The sequence below is a fragment of the Paraburkholderia sp. BCC1876 genome, assembly GCF_902833695.1.
GTDB lineage: Bacteria > Pseudomonadota > Gammaproteobacteria > Burkholderiales > Burkholderiaceae > Paraburkholderia.
In genome coordinates this window covers 103,573-123,681 of record NZ_CADFGI010000006.1, presented here as the reverse complement: position 1 = coordinate 123,681, position 20,109 = coordinate 103,573, and the positions used below count along the sequence as shown (strand labels likewise).

20 protein-coding genes are annotated in these 20,109 nt (G+C 63.7%); 6 read left to right on the top strand and 14 right to left on the bottom strand.

What is annotated here, in order from left to right; translation table 11 throughout:
• Nucleotides 1-13: 13 nt before the first annotated feature.
• Complete coding sequence (locus HWY05_RS22335; RefSeq protein ID WP_176059665.1) at nt 14-718, top strand: TetR/AcrR family transcriptional regulator; 705 nt, start codon at nt 14-16, stop codon at nt 716-718.
• 343 nt (nt 719-1,061) lie between these two features.
• On the opposite strand, the gene HWY05_RS22330 is transcribed toward HWY05_RS22335, so the two are convergent.
• The 3 genes from HWY05_RS22330 to HWY05_RS22320 form a co-directional block, all read right to left on the bottom strand.
• Nucleotides 1,062-2,720, bottom strand: coding sequence for an amidohydrolase (locus HWY05_RS22330; protein ID WP_176059664.1), 1,659 nt, complete (start codon nt 2,718-2,720; stop codon nt 1,062-1,064).
• A 7-nt stretch (nt 2,721-2,727) separates the two neighbouring features.
• Entirely contained in the window at nt 2,728-4,284 is a 1,557-nt protein-coding gene (locus tag HWY05_RS22325) for a DUF3138 family protein (RefSeq protein ID WP_176059663.1), read from the bottom strand.
• Between the two features lie 102 nt (nt 4,285-4,386).
• Nucleotides 4,387-5,496, bottom strand: a complete 1,110-nt coding sequence (locus tag HWY05_RS22320) for an extracellular solute-binding protein (protein WP_176059662.1) — start codon at nt 5,494-5,496, stop codon at nt 4,387-4,389.
• A gap of 216 nt (nt 5,497-5,712) precedes the next feature.
• Between HWY05_RS22320 and HWY05_RS22315 the strand changes: the two genes are divergently transcribed.
• Nucleotides 5,713-6,555 carry a helix-turn-helix transcriptional regulator gene (locus HWY05_RS22315; RefSeq protein ID WP_176059661.1) on the top strand — a complete coding sequence of 281 codons (843 nt, stop codon included), beginning with the start codon at nt 5,713-5,715 and terminating at the stop codon, nt 6,553-6,555.
• Between the two features lie 17 nt (nt 6,556-6,572).
• On the opposite strand, the gene HWY05_RS22310 is transcribed toward HWY05_RS22315, so the two are convergent.
• The 4 genes from HWY05_RS22310 to HWY05_RS22295 form a co-directional block, all read right to left on the bottom strand.
• Complete coding sequence (locus HWY05_RS22310; RefSeq protein ID WP_051980351.1) at nt 6,573-7,925, bottom strand: dicarboxylate/amino acid:cation symporter; 1,353 nt, start codon at nt 7,923-7,925, stop codon at nt 6,573-6,575.
• Between the two features lie 137 nt (nt 7,926-8,062).
• Entirely contained in the window at nt 8,063-8,689 is a 627-nt protein-coding gene (gene leuD / locus HWY05_RS22305; RefSeq protein ID WP_176059660.1) for a 3-isopropylmalate dehydratase small subunit, read from the bottom strand.
• On the bottom strand, nt 8,686-10,107 hold the full coding sequence (leuC, locus tag HWY05_RS22300) for a 3-isopropylmalate dehydratase large subunit (RefSeq protein ID WP_035546852.1): 1,422 nt from the start codon (nt 10,105-10,107) through the stop codon (nt 8,686-8,688). Before leuC ends, leuD begins: the two co-directional genes overlap by 4 nt.
• A gap of 13 nt (nt 10,108-10,120) precedes the next feature.
• A complete protein-coding gene (locus HWY05_RS22295) occupies nt 10,121-10,999 on the bottom strand; it encodes an alpha/beta hydrolase (RefSeq protein ID WP_176059659.1) in 879 nt (292 codons plus the stop codon).
• A 94-nt stretch (nt 11,000-11,093) separates the two neighbouring features.
• Between HWY05_RS22295 and HWY05_RS22290 the strand changes: the two genes are divergently transcribed.
• Nucleotides 11,094-11,996 (top strand): LysR family transcriptional regulator, encoded by a 903-nt coding sequence (locus tag HWY05_RS22290; RefSeq protein ID WP_176059658.1) that lies wholly within the window; start codon nt 11,094-11,096, stop codon nt 11,994-11,996.
• A 37-nt stretch (nt 11,997-12,033) separates the two neighbouring features.
• Here the strand turns inward: HWY05_RS22290 and HWY05_RS22285 are convergent, their stop codons facing one another.
• The 5 genes from HWY05_RS22285 to HWY05_RS22265 form a co-directional block, all read right to left on the bottom strand.
• The gene (locus HWY05_RS22285; RefSeq protein ID WP_035546863.1) at nt 12,034-12,945 is read right to left on the bottom strand and encodes a LysR family transcriptional regulator; all 912 of its coding nucleotides are present in this window, start codon (nt 12,943-12,945) and stop codon (nt 12,034-12,036) included.
• A 187-nt stretch (nt 12,946-13,132) separates the two neighbouring features.
• Nucleotides 13,133-13,369 (bottom strand): 4-oxalocrotonate tautomerase family protein, encoded by a 237-nt coding sequence (locus tag HWY05_RS22280; RefSeq protein ID WP_035546865.1) that lies wholly within the window; start codon nt 13,367-13,369, stop codon nt 13,133-13,135.
• A gap of 78 nt (nt 13,370-13,447) precedes the next feature.
• Complete coding sequence (locus tag HWY05_RS22275) at nt 13,448-14,158, bottom strand: SDR family oxidoreductase (RefSeq protein WP_035546868.1); 711 nt, start codon at nt 14,156-14,158, stop codon at nt 13,448-13,450.
• 207 nt (nt 14,159-14,365) lie between these two features.
• Nucleotides 14,366-14,770, bottom strand: a complete 405-nt coding sequence (locus HWY05_RS22270; RefSeq protein ID WP_176059657.1) for a hypothetical protein — start codon at nt 14,768-14,770, stop codon at nt 14,366-14,368.
• Between the two features lie 8 nt (nt 14,771-14,778).
• Complete coding sequence (locus tag HWY05_RS22265) at nt 14,779-15,705, bottom strand: LysR family transcriptional regulator (RefSeq protein ID WP_176059656.1); 927 nt, start codon at nt 15,703-15,705, stop codon at nt 14,779-14,781.
• 112 nt (nt 15,706-15,817) lie between these two features.
• On the opposite strand from HWY05_RS22265, the gene HWY05_RS22260 reads away from it, so the two are divergent.
• Entirely contained in the window at nt 15,818-16,297 is a 480-nt protein-coding gene (locus tag HWY05_RS22260) for a cupin domain-containing protein (protein ID WP_176059655.1), read from the top strand.
• A gap of 62 nt (nt 16,298-16,359) precedes the next feature.
• Here the strand turns inward: HWY05_RS22260 and HWY05_RS22255 are convergent, their stop codons facing one another.
• Nucleotides 16,360-16,953, bottom strand: a complete 594-nt coding sequence (locus HWY05_RS22255) for a TetR/AcrR family transcriptional regulator (protein WP_035549225.1) — start codon at nt 16,951-16,953, stop codon at nt 16,360-16,362.
• Between the two features lie 143 nt (nt 16,954-17,096).
• Between HWY05_RS22255 and HWY05_RS22250 the strand changes: the two genes are divergently transcribed.
• Nucleotides 17,097-18,146: a saccharopine dehydrogenase NADP-binding domain-containing protein gene (locus HWY05_RS22250; protein WP_035546876.1), complete on the top strand. Its 1,050-nt coding sequence runs from the start codon at nt 17,097-17,099 to the stop codon at nt 18,144-18,146.
• Here HWY05_RS22250 and HWY05_RS22245 read toward each other — a convergent pair.
• Nucleotides 18,143-19,120 (bottom strand): LysR family transcriptional regulator, encoded by a 978-nt coding sequence (locus tag HWY05_RS22245; RefSeq protein WP_176059654.1) that lies wholly within the window; start codon nt 19,118-19,120, stop codon nt 18,143-18,145. The two genes, HWY05_RS22250 and HWY05_RS22245, sit on opposite strands and share 4 nt — an antisense overlap.
• A 123-nt stretch (nt 19,121-19,243) precedes the next feature.
• On the opposite strand from HWY05_RS22245, the gene HWY05_RS22240 reads away from it, so the two are divergent.
• Nucleotides 19,244-20,101, top strand: a complete 858-nt coding sequence (locus tag HWY05_RS22240) for an oxidoreductase (RefSeq protein ID WP_176059653.1) — start codon at nt 19,244-19,246, stop codon at nt 20,099-20,101.
• Nucleotides 20,102-20,109 lie beyond the last annotated feature (8 nt).

Below are 20,109 nucleotides of genomic sequence, written 5' to 3'. Positions count from 1 at the left end.
TCTTTTATCGACAATGACCGTCTCCGCCGCATCCCGCCGCGTGCCTGTGCAGGCGCGTTCCGAGCAACGTCTCAGGGCTATTCTGGAGGCGGCCCGGCTCGTGTTCTCCGAGGTCGGCTATGCGTCCGCCACGATGACGGAGATTGCGCGCCGGGTGGGCGTATCGGAGGCGACGATCTTCACGTACTTCGCCAGCAAGCGGGATTTATGCGTGCGCGTGCTGGGCAATTGGTACGATGAAATCATCGCGCAGGTGGAGGGAGAATTACCGCTGATCGACGGCACGCGCAGCAAGTTCGCGTACCTGGTGCGTACGCATCTTTACCGGCTAACGGTGGACGGAACCGGCTTGTGCGCGCTGATTCTTTCCGAGGGACGCGAGAAGGACGACAAGTTCGGCGACGTCATCGTCGAACTGCAGCGACGTTATACGGCGCCGATGATGCAGGTCCTTGCTGAGGGTGTTGCCGGTGGCGACGTACGGGACGACATGCCGCTCGGCCTGTTGCGTTCGGCGGTTTATGGTCCGATGGAGCACGTGTTGTGGGACGCGGTACGCAAACAGAGAGCCGTCGACATTGAAGCGACGGCTGCGTCGTTAAGCGATCTGTTGTGGCAAGGACTCGTGCCCCCCGACGCGCGGCAGGCCGCGCTAAAGCAGTTGCGCAACGATATCGTCGGCGCGGTAAAACGATTCGAGGCCGCGGAGTCAAAGTAAGCCAGGCAGAAGGCCGAAGCCAGATACCCGCCGCCCAAACCACAGCGCAGGGTTGATAGCAAACCGTCCCGGCGAGCGCAGAGCGCGAGGCGGGATGAATGACGGCTTTGTCACGCGTGCGGAGTGTGCGAGAGCACGGATTCCAGATGGTCCACCGCTGGTGGTGGACCACGAAACCCGCTTATGAGCTAGCGGTGTGAGCCGCTTTCTTTTGCCTACTTTTCTTTGCGGCATGCAAAGAAAAGTAGGTGCCCCCCGCACAGGGGGAACGCCAATAGACCACTAACAAACCAAGGAGAGGCCAACACAACAGCAACAGCAACAGCAACACCAACAGCACCACCTACTCAACCCCACCAAAAACCCTCTCCCCTTCAAACAGAGTCATCCCCACCTGCACCTCAGCGACGCGATGCGGCGCCACATCCCGCACATCACCGCTCAATACAGCCAACGAAGCCGGCCGCCCAACCGCCAGCACCCCAGCCTCACCATCAAACCTGAGGCTAAAAGCAGAGTTATGCGTATAAGCCTTAAGCATCGCTTCAACCCCAACACTCTGCTCCGGCAAAAACGGCACATCTGCAACATCCCCAGGCGCCGCCCGCCGCAACGCGGTCTCAATCGCCACCAGCGGGTTCTGCGTGGAAACAGGCCAGTCGGAGCCCCCCGACAACATCGCCCCACCCCGCTGCAAATCACCAAACGCGTACTGCCGGCTCATCCGCCGCTCCCCAAGCAACTGCGTATAAAGCGCCTTTAAACCCGGCGCAACACTCCCCCACACGGCCTGCACCGAAGCAATCGCCCCCGTCTCCGCGAACCGCGGCACGTCCAAAGGATCGATCAACTGCACATGTGCCAATTGCGCACGCCGATCACGCCGCCCACGTTCGCGATTCAGCGCCTCGAGCGTATCGAGCGCCATCCGCACCGCGCGGTCGCCGATCGTATGAAAATGCAGATCGAAGCCCGCCGCGTCAGCGGCAAACACAGCCTCATGCAACTGCGCCGGCGTCCAATGCGCGGCACCGTTGTGATCCACATCGGCATAGTTGTCGAGTAACGCGCCGGTGTGACTCTCCAGCACGCCATCGATAAAGATCTTCGCCGTATGCAAACGCACGCGGCCACCGTCGTACTGACGACGCCAATCGATCAGCTTCCCGATCTGCGGCGCGAGCGCCAGATTCGGCGACACCAGCAGCCCAAGGCTCACATTGGCCTTCAGATTGCCGCTGTCTCGCGCTCGCACATAGGCATCGACGAGCCGCTGACCGACCATCGCTTCAAACCATCCCGTGATACCGTTTTCGTGCGCCTGGCGCTGCGCCTTCTGCAAAGCGCGCGCGGATTCGTCGGCGCCCATTTGCGGCAGATGGCGAAACAGTCCATACAACGCGGCTTCATGGACGACTCCGGTGGGCGCGCCGTGCGCGTCGCGCTCGTAGATCCCGCCTTCCGGGTCCGGCGTCGTCGCACTCACGCCAAGCACCCGCAGCGCGGCGGTATTCAGACAACCGGAATGGACGTCATGACCGATCAGCAACAGCGGCCGGTCGCCGACCATCATGTCGAGCGCGCTGCGGTTCAACTGGGCGCCGAGCGCTTCGAGCGCGACGTTGCCCGCCATCACCCAACTGCGCTGCGGATGCAGCGCGGCGCATTCGCGGACCTGGTGCGCGATCGCGTCGAGTGAATGGGCATCGCCGAGATCGGCGTCGCATGTGAGCTGGAATCCTTCGACCGGATGGGCGTGCGAGTCCGTGAAACCCGGCACGATCATGCGGCCTCGCAAGTCGACCTGTTCGGCCGCATGCAACTCCGCCGGCAAATCCGCATAGCTGCCCGCGTAGGCAATCACGCCGTCGCGCACAGCGAGACAGGGCACCACGGTAGGCGTCGTGCCACCCGTATAAATCGTGCCGTTGACGAACGTGCAGTTGCGGTAGCGCAGATTCTCGCGCGCCGCGTCGTGTGAATCGTGTGAAAAGTGGCTCATGTCGTGCTCAGAAAGAATAGATGAACTGGGTCGCCAGAATGTCGTTGGCGCGTGAATAGGTGCCGTCGTTCATCAGGAACACCGGATGATTCGCCTGGTCATGCCGGTATTCGAACTTCAGCGTGATCTGTTGGGTCGGGAAAAACAGCAGGTCGGCGGTGATGTCGTAGTGCGCCGCGCCCTTGCATTCGGTGCCGTTGCGCGTGGACGCCGCGAAGCACGCGGGGTCGATGCCAAAGCCGCTGCTCGCGTTCACCGCCGGATTGCCGCCCGCGAGCCCGTACAGAATGTTCGGCGCGCCGCCGCCGTTGGCGGTGTCGTTCAGATAGTCGAAGCGCAGCGTCGCGCCCATATGGCCGAGCCACGCCGAGGTCCACTTCTTGTGCCCCTGCAATGAGAAGCCGTACCAGCGCGCCGTGCCACCGTCGTACGCGCCTTTCTGCTGATCGCCGTAATCGAGTTGCGCATTCAATTGCAGTTTGTCGCGCGTGTAGGTCAGGTCGGTTTCAACGTAGCGCGTCATGCCGAACGGCGTCGACGCGCTGCATTGATAGCCGTAGCCGCCAGGATTCGCGCACGGCGAGAACAGCGTCGAGCGGCCGACCATACCGGCCACACCGATGTCTAACGCGGTAGATAGCACGTCGTCGAAGCGCGCGGTCAACGACGGCACCCAGTTGCTATGCGACGTGTTGTCCGGACCGTTCACGATCGCCGCCGACGTGCGCAACTGCTCGTTCGACAGATACACCTGCCAGAAATGCGTGAAGATCGCGTTATTGCCCTTCAGACCAATGCCGACCATGCCCGCGGGTTCGCTGAAGTCGTACAGCAGGTTGTGCGTGAGCGTCAGCATCTGATTCGACGGTTGCGGCTCGTAGCCGATCGGACTCTGCAACAGACCGGCCGTGAACGTGGTCAGCGAGTTGAGCGGCACCGTCACATCGGCCTGCGTCAGGATGTTGTTGCCGACACTGCCGTGCCCGCTGCTTAGCGTCGAGCCCACGCCGCGATTCGGCTGGATCACGATTTCCGCGGCTGGCGCGAGCGGCCCGACGCCGAAGATCTTCTTGATGTCGAGATAGACGTCACCGATCTGGCTTTCGAAATAGTCGTACACGCCCGGATCGTGATTGACGAACTGGAAGCTGCCCGAACGGCGCGCGCGGTTGTACAGATACAGCGGGTCGAGATAGCCGGTCACGCTCAGGCCGGCGAGCGGGCCGGTGGTAGCGGCGTCTTCGAGCGAATCGGTTTTCAGCGTGAGGTTGTTGACCTGTTCATGCATGGCCTGGAAATCGCGCGTCAACGCGGCGGGGTCGCGCACAGCGTTGTCGGCGGCCGATGCGGATGCCGGCGCCGTCCCCGCTGTCGCGCTCGCCACAGCCGGCGCTTTCGCCTGCGCCTGCAAGCTATGAATCTGCGCCTGAAGCGCCGTGATCTGCGCCTGCAACGCATCGAGTTGCGTGGCGACCGACGGCCGTGCCGCGGCGTCCGTCTGCGCGGCAAACGCCGCGCACTGGAACGCGAGCGCGCTCACCAGAACAATCACTTTCAGTTTCATGATGGAAGACATCGAATGGACGTGTTGATCCGCACCGCGTCGCGAGACGCGGCGGCGGAATGCGTATTGGTGAGGTGGGTTTGAAGCGGCCGGATCAGGCCGTCAGTCGGTTTTGTATTGCTGCCACAGACGCGTCACCAGGCGGTTGATTTCAGTCGGCAACGGCTTGACCGCGAACAGCTTGTTGAAATCTCCCGACGTTGGGAACACAGCCGGATCGGCCAGCACATCCGCATGCACGAGCTTCGACGCACTCGACACCGCCGTGGGATACGAGGTGTCGTTCGTCAGGTTCGCGCTCTCCTTTTCCGACAGCACGAAGTTGACCCACTTCAGCGCCGCCTCCGGATGCGGCGCGTCTTTCGGCACGGCCATCACGTCGAACCAGATCGGGCCGCCCTCGTTCGGCAGAATGTATTTGATGTGGTACGAGCGGTGCGCGTCCAGCGCGGACCGCCGCGCGGTATTCACGTCGCCGGACCAGCCGAGCGCGAGGCAGATGTCGCCGTTCGCCAGATCGCCGATATAGCTGCCGGTGCTGAACTGCGCGATGTACGGGCGGATGCCCTTCAACACCGTCAGCGCGTCCTGGTAGTCTTTGGGATTCGCGCTGTTCGGATCGCGCTTCATGTAGAGCAGCACGCTGCCGAACACGTCGCGCGGCGAATCGATCAGCGAAATGCCGCAGCTCTTCAGCTTCGCGGCGTTCTTCGGATCGAATAGCAGATCGAGTCCGTCGAGCTTCGCGTCCTTGCCGAGCGCCGCCTGCACTTTCTCGACGTTGATGCCGAAGCCGTCCGTGCCCCAGCTCCACGGCACGCCGTACTGGTGAGTGGGGTCGTCGGCGGCGAGCAGCGCCATCAGTTTCGGGTCGAGCAGCGCGTAGTTCGGCAGCTTCGTCCGGTCGAGCGGCTGGTAGATGCCCGCCGCCACGTGCTTCGCCCAGAACGCGTCCGACGGCACCACCACGTCATAGCCGGAACTGCCTGACAGCAACTTGGCCTGCAAGGTCTCGTTGCTGTCGAACTCCTGATAGACGACATGAATGCCGGTCGCTTTCTCGAAGTTCGCGACCGTATCCTTGCCGATCGAATTACCCCAGTTGTAGATATTCACCACCGCCGGGTCCGCGTGTGCCGCAGCGGCCAGCAAACCTACCGACAGCGCCCGCAACGGCCGCGCCCACCTGCTACTCCACCCGCTGATTTCCATCCCCGACCTCCGTCCCCGATTCACGATGATGTAACGATGGAGAGAGTCTAGGGAGGCGAAATCCGGCCGTCTGTCCCGACTACGGGGGGACACGGTGGATATAGCGTGCGACGTCTCATCGCGGCGGACGGACGGCGGGTTAGCCGCAGTGGGCGCACGGTTTTTTTCGTGTTATCAGTGAAAGCTGCCGCGGGCCTTCGCCCGCCACCCAAGGCCATGAACGCTCCACACTCCTTCACTCCGCTCGCGGTCGGTCAACTGGCCGCGCTGTCGAGCGCGCTGGGCCCCGTCGTCGACTGCGCCGGTTCGTCACGCTTTCTGCGGCAAATGTTCGATTGCGTCAGGCAGTTCGTCGACTGCGATTCGCTGCATCTGATGCGCGCGCGTGTTTTGCCGCATGCCGACCGGACGCGCCGCATGGAATGGATCGGCAGCTATGGCGGCGATCCGGAGCAGATCCAGCGGACCATGGAAACGTATTTCGGCAGCTTCGCGGAGCGGGACCCGCTCAATGACCGGATCTCCGATGTCGAACAGATCGAGCTGATTCATCTGTCCTCGCAGGCGATCGAAGACGCCGAGATTCGCAGTCTGATCTACGACGTCGCCAATATTCACGACGAGTGCCTGGTGGTGCGGCGCTCGAACGGCAGCGCCTATTCGCTCTCCGTGTGCCGCGCGCGGCGCCTGCCGGCGTTCTCGCTGCACGAGCTTAGCGTGCTCAAACATCTCGGTCAGATGCTGCTGCCGCTTGCGGAACTGCATACGCGCATGGTCGGCGTGCCGCTCGACGACAACGTCAACAAGGTGGCGCCCGCCGACGTATTGCAAGCGTATCTGACACGGCGTGCGATCCTGCTGTCGTCGCGTGAGGCGAGCGTCTGCTCGGCCTTCGTCAAGGGCATGACCACGCTGTCGATCGCGCAGGCTATGGGCGTGAAGGAGTCCACCGTCGAAACCTACGCGAAGCGCGCGTTCGCGAAGCTCGGCGTGAGTTCGCGGCGCGCGCTGCTGTCGGCGGTGCATGGCTGCGAGGCGGCGACCGCGACAGTAGTGTAGTTTCGCGCAGTCCCGGATCAGGCCGAGCGCGGCGCTTCTTCCCGTTCCTGCACGGCGCGCGGCGTGGCCGCCACTTCCAACTCCGCCTGCGCCGCCGCCAACACCCCACGCCCCGGTTTCGCCAGCGCCGCCTTCAGGCGGTCGCGATCCAGTTCCTTCTCCCACGCCGCAATCACGATCGACGCCACGCCGTTGCCCATCGTATTGGTCAACGCCCGGCACTCGGACATGAAACGGTCGATACCGAGTATCAGCACCATCGCCGTCACTGGCACGGTCGGCACCACGGAAAGACTCGCCGCCAGCGTGATAAAACCCGCGCCCGTCACCCCCGTCGATCCCTTCGACGTGAGCATCGTCACCGCCAGCAAGGTGATCTCCTGCGTGAGCGTCAAATGCGTATTGGTGGCCTGAGCGAGAAACAGCACCGCCAGCGTCATGTAGATATTGGTGCCATCCAGATTGAACGAGTAGCCGGTCGGCACCACGAGCCCGACGATCCCGCGTGAGCAGCCGAGCCGTTCGAGCTTCTCCATCAACTGCGGCAGCGCGGCTTCGGAGGTCGACGTGCCGAGCACGATCAGCAGTTCGTCCTTGATGTAGACCACGAAGCGCCACAGACTGAATCCGCAGGCGCGCGCAATCAGGCCGAGGCCGCACGAGACGAACAGGAACGCGGTCAGATAAAACGTGCCGATCAGTTTCATCATTGGCAGCAGCGAGACGATGCCGTATTTGCCGATCGTGAAGGCAATCGCGCCGAATGCGCCGAGCGGCGCGAGGCTGGTGATCATCCGCACGATTCTGAAGAAGGTTTTCGACAGCAGTTCGATCAGGCCGATCAGCGGTTTGGCGGGCTCGCCCATCACGGCCAGCGCGGTGCCGAACAGCATGGCGATCAGCAGCACCGGCAGAATGTCACCCTGCGTGAACGCGCCGGCAAACGTGTCCGGAATGATGTGCATGAAGAAGCCCGCGAGCCCTTCGCCATGCGCGGCTTGCGCCGTATAGGACGACACCGCGCCGGCGTCGAGTGTGGCGGGGTCGACGTTGAAGCCCGCACCGGGTTGCAGCACATGGGCGGCCAGCAAACCGATCGCCAGCGCCAGCGTCGAGACGACCTCGAAATAAAGCAGCGCCTTGCCGCCGACCCGGCCCACCTTGCGCATGTCGTGCATGCTCGCAATGCCGGTCACGACCGTGCAGAAAATCACCGGGCTGATGATCATGCGTACGAGTTTGATAAAGGCGTCGCCGAGCGGTTTCATCGCCACCGCGTGCGTCGGCCAATAATGACCGAAGGCCACACCGATCACGATCGCGACGATCACCTGCACGTACAGCACCTTGTAAAGCGGTTTGCGTTTCATGTCTCCTCCGGTTTGCCTCAGGCAAATTTTTGGCAAAGCGTGTCCCTTCCCTTCTCGCGGGGAATCGGTCACGCGTTGCGGTTGAGCGGCGGCGCCGTGCGACGCGCCGCCTGGCGGACTAGCTGACTAGCTAGCGGTTACAACACGGCGGCCCAGGGATGCCGGGCGAAGTGATTCCGCTCGAACGCCTCGATGTCAGGCAAAGAAGCGAGCGTGAGGTCGATCGTGTCCATGCCTTCGATCACCATCTGTTTATGCCGCGCGCCAAGCGGGAACGGGAAAACGAGGCCGTCGGCGGACGTCACGGTCTGTTGCTCGATGTCGATCCGCAGTTGCGCGGCGGGATGGGCCATAGCGTCGCGCAGCAGCACGTCGATCTGCTCGCGTTCCAGTTGCACCAGCAACAAGCGGTTATTCATCGCGTTCGAATAGAAAATCTCCGCGAAGCCCGGCGCGACGATGGCGTCGAAACCGCCTTGCTGAAGCCCCCAGACCGCGTGTTCGCGGCTCGACCCGCAACCGAAATTCGCGCCACCCAGCAGAATGCGCGCGCCGCTATAAGCCGGTTGATTCAGCACGCAATCGTCGCGCAGCGCGCCTTGCGCATCGAAACGCAAGTCGTAAAGCAGCCCCTCGCTGAGCCCGGCCTTGTCGATAATGCGCAGAAACTGCTTCGGCATGATCTGATCGGTGTCGAGGTTGTCGATCGGCAACGGCGCGGCCGTGCCGTCAATGTTGGCGAGTCTCGTGGATCTTGCGCTCATGATTGCGTCTCCAGCGTGCGGACGTCGGTGATACGTCCGGTCAAGGCCGCCGCCGCGGCCATCGCGGGGCTCATCAGATGAGTCCGGCCGCCGCGTCCCTGGCGTCCTTCGAAATTGCGGTTGGTGGTGGACGCGCAGCGCTCGCCGGCCGTCAGAAAATCGTCGTTCATCGCGAGACACATCGAACAGCCCGGCTCGCGCCATTCGAAACCCGCCTCGCGCAGCGTCGCGGCCACGCCCTCGGCTTCCGCCTGGCGGCGCACGCTGCCCGAGCCCGGCACGATCATCGCGCGTACGCCTTGCGCGACATGGCGACCTGCCACGATCGACGCGACGATGCGCAAATCTTCGATACGTCCATTGGTGCAGGAGCCGATAAACACGCGATCGATCGGCGTGCCGGCAATCGGCTGCCCGGCGTCGAGGCCGATGTAGTCGAGCGCGCGCTGCAACGACGCGGCGGCTTCCGGCGTGGCCTGGGCGGCGGCCGACGGAATGGGTGCGTCGACCGCGATGGCCTGATCGGGACTCGTGCCCCACGTGACGAACGGCGCGACGTCGTGCGCATCGAAACGATGTTCGATATCGAAGCGCGCGTCCGGGTCCGATTTCAGTTCGCGCCAGTCGTTCAGCGCGGCGTTCCAGGCGGCGTCATCCAGCGACGTGGCATGCGCGCGGACATAGTCGAACGTCGTCGCGTCGGGCGCGATCAGCGCGGCGCGCGCGCCCGCTTCGACGGTCATATTGCACACGGTCATGCGCGCTTCCGCCGACAGCGACGCGATCGTCGAGCCGTCGAATTCCACCGCATAGCCGCGCGCGCCCTGCGCACCGATCCGGCTGATGATCCACAGAATCACGTCCTTTGACGAGGTGCCGTACGGCAACGCGCCGTCGATCGTGATACGCATGGTCTGCGCGACGCGATAGACCAGCGTCTGCGTGGCGAGCACGTGCTCGACCTCCGACGTGCCGATGCCGAAACCGAGCGCACCGAGCGCGCCATACGTGGTGGTGTGGCTGTCGCCGCACAGCACGGCCATGCCGGGGCGAATCAGACCGCGCTCCGGCGCGACGATATGTTCGATGCCTTGCAGAGGGTCGTTGGCGTCGTGTAGTTGAATCCCGGCCGCGTGGCAATTGCGCGCCAGATTATTCGCCTGCAACAGCGAAGCGGCATCGCGAATCACGCGCGGCGATTCCGCGTGCGTCGGGATGATATGGCTGACCACCGCAAGCTGCTGCTTCGGACGACGCACACTGCGCGCTTTGTCCTTCAACGCACTGAATGCCTGCGGGCTGGTGTATTCGTTCATCAGATGCAGATCGACATACAGCAGCACGTTTTGCGCATCGATCCGTTTGACGACGTGCGAATCGACCAGCTTCTGATAAAGGGTAAGTGAGGGAGATGACATGATGGACACGCGCCTAAGCCTGCAAAAACGGAAGCACGCGTTCGAGCAGCAACTCGGGCGCTTCCTCGGGAATGTAATGACCGCACGGCAGCGCTTCGCCGCTCACCTGCGCGGACCATTGCCGCCATTCGGCGAGCGGTTCGAAGCACTGTTCGATCACGCCTTGCGCGCCCCACAACGCGAGAAACGCGCAGTCGATCTTGCGCCCTTCATCGAGCGAAGCCCGATCGTGATCCAGATCGATCGAGATACTCGCGCGATAGTCCTCGCAGATGCCGTGCGCGGTCGCGGGGTCGCTCAGACAGCGCAGATACTCGGCGTAGGCGTCTGCGGTGAACGGCGCGAGTCCGGCGCTGCGCGCGCCGATGGTCTGCTTCAGATACAGATCGGCGTCCGCGCGAATCAGCGTCTCGGGAAACGGCGCGGGACGCACGAGAAAAAACCAGTGCCAGTAAGCGCGCGCGAAGGCGAACGAGGTTTGCTCGTACATCGCAAGCGTCGGCGCGACGTCGAGCGTCACGAGTTTCGTCACGGCTTGCGGATGATCGAGCGCCATGCGCGCGGCGACGCGTCCGCCGCGATCGTGACCGATCACGGCAAACTCGCTGAAGCCTTGCGCCTGCATCAACGCGACCTGATCCGCGGCCATGCGGCGTTTCGAATAGTTGCCGTGATCGTGTGTGCCCGGCGGTTTGCCGCTGTCGCCGTAACCGCGCAAATCCGCGGCGATCACCGTGAAGTGCCGCGCCAGCGTGGGCGCGACCTTGTGCCAGATCGCGTGGGTCTGCGGATGGCCATGCAGCAGCAGCAAAGCCGGCCCGTTGCCGCCGCGAATCGCGTTGATCCGAATCCCGTCGACCTCGGCCGACGCGTCTATGAAGTCTGCAAACATCGTTGCCTCCGGTGTGTGAATGCAGTCTAATTGATGCCTGCAGCGATGTGGTTTCTCTTCAGGCAATCCGGAATTAACTTTTAGGAACGAATCGATGGACGGCTTTTCCGACCTGAATCTGTTCGCGCTGGTGGCGCGCCACCGCAATCTGGCCGCCGCCGCGCGCGAACTTGGGGTGACGCCGCCGTCCATCAGCAAGCGCCTGGCGCAACTCGAACAGCGGCTTGGCGTGCGACTGGTCAACCGCACCACGCGGCGCGTCAGTCTCACGGCGGAGGGCGAGATCTATCTGGCGAACGGCTCACGCATCCTCGACGATCTCGCCGAACTCGAACAGTTGGTGACGCAGAGCCGCGCCGAACCGACCGGTCTGTTGCGCGTGAACGCGTCGTTCGGTTTCGGCCGCGCGCATATAGCGCCGGCCATTTCGCGCTTCAGCGAGCGGTTTCCGTCGATGAAGATTCAGCTCCATCTGACGGATCGGCCGCTGAGCTTGCAGGAGGAAGGTTTCGATCTGGGCATTCGTTTCGGCGACGTGCCCGACGCGCGTATCAATGCGCGTTTGCTGCTGAAGAACCAGCGTCTGGCGTGCGCGTCGCCGGCGTATCTGAAGCGGTATGGCACGCCCCAAATGCCGCACGATCTCACGCGCCACGCGTGCCTGGTGTTACGCGAAAATGAATCGGCGTATGGCACGTGGCATTTTTCGCGCGGCAAGAAATCGGAGACGGTGAAGGTGGACGGTCCGTTGAGCAGCAACGACGGCAGCGTCGTGTTGAAGTGGGCGCTCGACGGTCGCGGCATTACCGTGCGCTCGGCGTGGGAAATCGGCGAACACGTGCGGCGCGGTGAGCTGGTGCCCGTCCTGAGCGACTGGACGCTGCCCAACGCGGACATCCACGCGATCTACCTGGAGCGGCACAGCTTGTCCGCCAAGCTCAGAACGTTTATCGACTTTCTCGGTGACGAGTTGCGCGAGAGTGTGAAGTTGATCTAGTGCGACGGGCACGGCGGCGGAATGTACATCACGCCCGCTACGACGCGAGCTTTTCCATCAGAAAATCGACGAAGCTCCTTACGCGCGACGACAGATGCCGGGCATGCGGATAGAGGAGCACGAAGGGCCGCGAGCATCCGCCATGAGGAATCAGTAGTTCCTTCAGCGTCCCATCGGCAATGTCTTTGTCGACGATGAAGCGATAGGTCTGGAACAGGCCCGCGCCGTGCCGCGCCAACGTTACGCCCGCCAGCACATCGCCTGACGACACGTTGCCGCCGCGCGTCATCAGCTCGACCGCGTCGCCCGACTGTTTGAAGAGCCACGGAATGTTCCGGCCGGTGCTCGGCAACGCGAACTGAATGCAGTCGTGAATGAGCAGATCGTCGGGCGTGTCGAGTTTGCCCGCGTGGCGCAGATACGCGGGCGACGCGACGACCACCAGTTCCGCGTCCTCGATCTTGCGCGCGATCAAACCGGAGTCGCTCGGCGCGCGCCCGCGAATCGCGAGATCGAAACCTTCGTCGGCGAAGTCGATGTTGCGATTGCTGAGGTGGGTTTCGACCGTGACGCCGGGATAGCGCGCGCGAAACTCCGCCAGCAGCGGCAGCACCCGATAGTGGCCGTACGGCGTCGGCATGCTGATGCGCAGCACACCGCTGGGCGCGGTTTGCTGGCCGGTGGCTTCGCGCTCGGCGTCGGCCAGTTGACCCAGCGCCTGACGGCATTGTTCGAAGTAGCGCCGGCCCGCATCCGTCAGCCGGATCTGCCGCGTGGTGCGCACGAACAGACGCACACCGAGACGCGCCTCCAGACGCGCAACCGTGCGGCTCACCGCCGCCGGCGTCACGCCCGCGGCGGTCGCGGCCACCGTAAAGCTCTCCAGTTCGGCCGCGAGACAGAACAGTTCGATACTGCCCAGAAGGACATCTTCAAATTGACGCTGCATGGATTCCCGACGAGCTTCGGTGGCGGCCTGGTCGCCCAGCGGTACGCGTCCGGAACGGCCGCGAGCTGAGTGCTAAACGCTGAACGCTGAAGGTCGAACACCGCGGACAGCCGAGGCCGCCTGCGGTGCGCAACAAGGATCCACACAGAATATCAGGACTATCGGGCAAACCGATTCGACGCGGGGTTCACTCCGGCTTCAATGCCCGCTGCTTGCGAAACGCGTCGACCGGCATGCCGCCCCACCCCCAGTTCTCCAGGTTCACCTCTTCAATGACGACAAAGGTCGAGTCGAGCGGCTTGTTCAGCACGTCGAGCAGCACCTGACTGACGCCCGCGATGAGCCGGGCTTTTTCGTCGGCGGTGACGGAATCGTTGCCGGGCTTGGACCCCTCGCGGGTCACCTGGATCGTGACGATGGGCATATCGTGCTCCGTAGTGGTGAATTGGATGGCTTGCGTTGGTTGAGTCGAAGGGCGCCACTCGCGGCGCCCCGGGGTCGATCAATGGCCGGCGCTTTGGCCGCCGTCCACGTGCAGGATTTCGCCCGTCACGAACGGCGCGGCATCCAGATACAGCACAGCGTTCACGATATCGCTCATTTCGCCCATGTGGCCCATCGGATGCAATGCGCCGAGCGCCGCATGCGTTTGCTCGGCGTGCATCGGCGATTTGATGATGCCCGGCGAGACCGCGTTGGCGCGGATACCGCGTTTCGCGTACTCGATAGCGAGCGACTTGGTCGCCGCGTTCAGGCCGCCTTTGGTCAGCGACGCCAGCACCGACGGCACGCCGTCGATCGCGTGATCGACCAGACTGGTGGTGATCGTGACCACGTGGCCGCTCGCGTGCTTTTCCATCTCGGCGATCGCCAGTTGCGTGATGTGGAAGAACCCGGACACGTTCACGCCGATGGCGGCTGCGTAGTCTTCCGCGGAATACTGCGTGAACGGCTTGGCGATGAAGATGCCCGCGTTGTTGACCAGCGTGTCGACGCGGCCAAAGCGCTCGACCGCCGCGGCGATCACGCGCTGCGCGGTGGCCGGATCGGCGATATCGCCGGCGACGGTCAGCACATTGGGATCGTCCGACGGGCTGACCGAGCGCGCGGTGGCGACGACCCGGTAATCGAGCTTGCGGAACGCCTTGACGATTTCCGCGCCGATGCCTTGGGATGCGCCGGTGACGACGACGACTTTTTGCGATGTGCTCATGATGAACCTCTGGGTGACATGTTTGGGATCAGATGCTGATCGGGCCACGGGCTCCGATGGGGTTGAAATCTAGGCGCATTGGCCCGGATTTCGAATACCCGCCGTGGACAAACAGTCGTGCGTACGAGGTACAAATGAGGCGTGGTGCGGGTTTGAGACCGAAATAACGCGACGCGGCGGTTCGAATGCTGCGCCGCGTCATGTCATTTACTGCTCACATTTCACGTCTTGCCTGCGCACCTGGATGATGACCGGATAGGTGCCGTGCTCGAGTTCCACGCGCGCGACCACGGCCATCGTCGTCTCGTCGATATCGTCATAGACGCTGACTTCTTCGCGCCGAAGGTTGGTAACGCCGGTGCAGCCCGACGCGCGCCCCTCGTCGGAGACCTTGCACTGGATCGGGTTGTCGGCGATGTAGCGGTATTTGTCGCGATCCGGCGTGGCCAGATATTCACGGAAGCTTTGCGCCGCGCCGCCGACACCGGTGACGTAGCCGATCGCGCATTGCAGGTTGGGCGTGCTGCCGCTGTTCGAGGTTTGGGCTTGCGCGCCCACACTGGCGGCGGCCGCGACGAGCGCCGCGAGAGTCAAGGCGAGAGAAGATTTCATGGCGTCATTCAGGTGGGTCGGATCGAAGTAGCGGATTGTAGCTGGCTACCCGGGCGCACCTTCATCAACGCGTCAATCAGTGCATCGACACGCACGGGTCGCGTTCGCGAGCCCGGCACGATCACGTTGACCGGCAACGGTGCGGGACGGCATTGCGGCAGCAACTCGTCCAGCGCGCCGCTATCGAGGTGCCGGCGCGCCATGAACTCCGGCACCTGGACCAGCCCGGCGCCCTGCACCGCCGCGCCGATCAACGCCTCGCCGTGACTGATCCGGAACCGCGATTTCGGCGCGATCGTGACGGCGTGCCCCTTCTCGACGAATTCGAGCGGCCGCTCCCGCCCGCTCGTCGGCATTCTGAAAGCCACAACGCCATGTTGCGCGAGATCGGCGACCGCGCGGATCTTCGGATGAGCGGCGAGATAAGCCGGGCTGGCGCACAACACGAGCGGTTGCGAATCGAATTGGCGTGCAATCATGCTCGAATCGTTCAACGCGCCAAAACGGATCACCGCGTCCAGTCCCTCGCCAACCAGATTGACCTGCTCGTCCGACAGCCGCAGATCGAATTCGAGCGCGGGATAGCGCCGCTGCAAAGCGGTCAGGACCGGCAACACGACCTGGGTGCCGTAGCCGATCGGCGCGCCGATGCACAGCGTGCCGGCCGGCTCACCGGCGTCGGAAACACTACGCAGATCCAGCGCGTCGATCTCGTCGAGCAGCCGCGAACACTTGGCAAAAAGCGTCTGACCTTCCTCGGTCAGATGCACGGAACGCGTCGTGCGATGAAACAGCCGCACGCCAAGCTCCTGTTCGAGCCGCGCAATGCTTTTCGCCACCGACGAAGGCGCAAGGCTCAGCTCTCGCGCGGCGCGCGCAAAGCTGCCATGCCTCGCGACGGCGGCGAAATTGAGGAACTGACTCAGGTTTTTCATCCAGGCTATTCCCGACAATCTGTCATCAATGAAACGGCAGTGGGGAGATCAAACGACGGTGCATATGCGGGTAAATTGGACATCGACGAACTCGACACCCAAGGAACCCATCATGTCTTTCCAGAACATCAAACCGGTCGACTACGATTTCGGCGGCTCGCACGCCCGCATGCTCGTTTCCGGCAAGCAATCCGCCGGATCGTACTGCATGATCGAAATCTTTTCTCCGGCGGGCCGGGCCACGCCCGCGCACCGGCATCAGCATGAGGACGAGACGATCCATATGCTGGAAGGCGAACTCGACGTCAACATCGAAGGCACGACGCACACGTTCCGCGCGGGTGAGACGCTGTATCTGGAACGCGGCACAGCGCATCAACTGATTAACCGCTCGGACGCGACGGCACGCTATCTGGTCATCTGCGCGCCGGCCGGCTTCGACGAATTCGTCGAGACCTGCGCTGACGTGCTGCCCGCGCCCTACGAGACCGCGCCGCCGAGCGACGCGTCGAAACAAAAAATGCGCGACGCGGCGCCGCGCTTCGGTATTACGTTGATTCCTCCGCAGAACGTGGCGCCCACGCCGGCATAACGGACGACAAGGACGTGCCTGGCGATGCCGGGCACGTCCGCACGCTCGCCCGGGAGCGAGCTTCACTTCTTCGTTTTTTTCGGGATCAGCAGCTTCGCCAGCTCCTGCAGAAACACCACGGGCCCTTCCCCATGCAGCGCGCGCCCGCTGCTCAATGCACCGTCGATGATCGTGCCCATCCGTAAGGCGAACGTCTGCGGCTCGTCGATGCGCATGGCGCGCGCCAGCTCCGTTAGGCGGTGCCGCAATTCCCGCTTGTGCGCAACCGCGACCTTGCGAGCCGGATGGCTGTCGTCCGCGTATTCGGCGGCGATGTTGATCTGCGGGCAGCCGCGATAGCCCGGGCGCGCGATCCGTTCGCCGATCCATTGCAACTGCGCGTCGAGTTCTTCGCGCGGCTCAGCCTTGTGCTGCGCGGCCACCGCGTCCCAGTGCTGCCAGAAGTCTTTATCTTCCAGCAGCAGGAACGCTTCGATCAGATCGTCTTTGGTCCCGAAGTGACGATACAGACTGGTCTTGGCGACCCCCGCGCGCGCCACGATCAGATCGACGCCCACCGCACGCGTGCCTTCCTGATAGAACAGTTCGCTGGCGGTCCGCAAAATGCGCTCGCGCGTATCCGGTAGAGGTTCCTTCACCGCTTCTCTCTTCTTCATCACGTTCAACCTCAGGGATTTCCAGCGCCGAAGCATTGAAATCGATCATAGCACTCTGTGTTTGACGACGCTACAGATCTGTACTATAAAACATACCGGTCTGTAGCGTTCCGAAAACAACCTGAAGAAAGAGAGTGAGACACATGAACGATCGAATCACAGTGGCGGTGTACGGCGCCTCGGGTCACACCGGGCGCTTCGTCGTGGCGGAGTTGCAGCGACGCGGCCTCGGTGTGGTCCGCATAGGACGGGACGCCGCGCGTCTGCAGGAAAGCCCGGCGGACGCAACGACGCCATGGCGCGTCGCCGACGTCGGCCACCCCGAGCAACTCGACGCGGCGCTGCGCGGTACGCACGCCGTGATCAACTGCGCCGGACCGTTTCTCGATACGGCGCTGCCGATCGTGGATGCCGCCTTGCGCGCGCGGATTCCCTATCTCGACGTCACGGCGGAACAACCGTCGCTGCAGGCCTTGATCGATCAGCGCGACACGAGCGCACGCGAGGCCGGCGTGACGCTGATCCCCGCTGCCGCGTTCTACGGCGGGCTGGCCGATCTGCTGGTCACCTCGTTGGCGGACACCGGGCAAGCGCTCGATCGCGTGGACGTCGCGATTGGCCTGGACAGTTGGCACCCGACACGCGGAACACGTCTAACCGGTGCGCGCAATCACGCGACGCGGATGATCCAGCGGGACGGCCGGCTGACGCCGTTGCCGCAGCCCGCGCCCGAAAGCCGGTGGTCGTTCCCGGCCCCGCTCGGCAACGCGGAGGTAGTGATGCTGCCGTTCACGGAGGTGCTCGCGGTGTCGCGTCATCTGCGGGTCGCGACGATGGACTCGTGGCTCGCGTCGGCCGCGCTGCGCGACATTCGCAATCCGGATACGCCGCCGCCCCAGCCCAACGACGAGCAAGGACGGTCAGCCCAACAGTTCATCGTCGACGTCGTGATCGCGCAGAACGGAGCGACGCGGCGCGCCACCGCGAGCGGACGCGACATCTATGCGGTGACCGCGCCGATCGTCGTCGAGGCGACTGAGCGGCTGGTTCGCGGCAAGTCCACGAGCCAGGGTGGTGTGGTCAGTCTCGGCGAGATTTTCGATGCGAGGGATTTTCTCGCCGCGCTCGATACGGTGAGCGTTGCTTATGACGTCACGGGCGACCCGCTGCTCGCGCGCACGCCATCGCACTAGCCACGTCCGCGCGCGCTCGCCGCCCGCCCCCGCTGCGGCGAGCGCGTGGCGCGCAACTCCGCTGCATCGAGAAAAAAATCGCGGTTATCGGCCATGCGTTCGATCATGAAGTCGATAAAGGTCCGCACACGCAGCGGCTGCTCGGTGCGATGTCCGTAGTAGATATAAAGCGCGCCGTATTCGGTGACATGTTGCGTCAGCAACGGCACGAGCCGGCCGCTGCGGAGATGTACCGCCGCGTTGAAGCTGCCCAGTTGCCCGATCCCCAGGCCCGACAGCACGGCCTGCGTTTCCATCTCCGTATCGTTCACGCAGATGGCCGGCGGCACGTCGCGATAAACGATCTCATCGCCGACCTGAAACTGCCATTGCGCGAGCTTGCCGGTGTTGGCGCGCCGATAGCCGGTGCAGCGATGCTGCGCCAGTTCGTCGATGCTGCGCGGCGCGCCGTTACGTTCGATGTACGCCGGCGAAGCGCACACGACTAGCTGGATCGGCACGAGCCGCCGCGCGATCGAGCCGCCCGCCGGCGGCGGCCCGCCGCGAAAGCCCACATCGGCGCGTTCGGTCACGAGATCGGTGAAGTGATCGTCGAACTGGACTTCCAGCCGCACGTGCGGATAAAGCCGCTGGAATTCCTCGAAGTACGGCCACAGCACCGGCATGCCGAACGCTCGCGGCGCACTCACGCGCAGCAGGCCGTCCACCTCTTCTTTCGAGCGCCGCGCGTCGCCGAGCGCCGACGACAGGATCGACAGCGCCGGTTGCACACTGTCGAACAGCCGCTGGCCCTCCTCCGTCAGGCTCAGCTTGCGGGTGGTGCGGTGAAAGAGCCGGACGCCCAGCTCCTTCTCCAGTTGCATGACCGCCTGGCTCGCGGCCTGCGGCGAGATGCCCTGATCGACGGCCGCGCGCCGCAGGCTGCCCAGCGCAGCGGCTCGCACGAACGTCGTGATCGCCCGAATTTCGTTCATGGCGCGCGCTCCCGATTCGCAAGTAAAAGTTGATTATGAGTCTAGCAATTGACGGCTAGTTAGTGTCAGTCCGCGCTTTTACCATGGTGTCACTTCAACTCGACGACACGCAGGAGAAACATCATGGCTGACACGCAACGCGGCGCTTTCAAGCGGGTATGGTTGATCACCGGCGCAGCGCGCGGCATCGGCGCGCTAATTGCCGAGGCGGCGCTCGCGGACGGTAACGCGGTGGTCGCGGCCGGGCGCAACGTTTCGGCGATCGTCGAACGGTTCGGCGACACGCCCGCGCTGCTGCCGGTTGCACTCGACGTCACCGACGAAGCGCAAGCCCAAGCCGCCGTGCAGGCCGCGATGGAAAAATTCGGCCGCGTCGACGTGCTCGTCAACAACGCCGGCTTCGGTTTGCTGGGCGCAGTGGAAGAATCCGCCGACAAGGACGTCCGCCGCCTGTACGACACGAACGTATTCGGCTTGCTGAACGTCACGCGCGCCGTGCTGCCGGTCATGCGCGCGCAGCGCGCGGGACACGTGATCAATATTTCGTCGATCGGCGGCTATCGGGCCGCAGCGGGTTTCGGCGTGTACTCGTCGACCAAGTTCGCCGTGGAGGGCATTACCGAAGCGATGCATGCCGAGCTGAAGCCGCTCGGCATTCACGCAACAGTCGTCGAGCCGGGTTATTTCCGCACGGACTTTCTGGATGCGTCCTCATTGGTCGTGGCGCCGCTCGTGATTGACGACTACGACGAAACCGCGGGCGCGGTCCGCCGCCGGGCGGCGCAAATGAATCACAACCAACCCGGCGACCCGAAGAAACTGGCCGCCGCGATGATCGCACTAGTCGATGCCGACACACCGCCGCTGCGCCTGCCGCTCGGCAACGACACGCTGGCTGCGATCGTCGCGAAAAACGCCTACGTGGCGCAGGAAATGGACGCGTGGAAAACGCTGTCGGCCTCGACCGATTTCGCGGTGTGATGAATCGC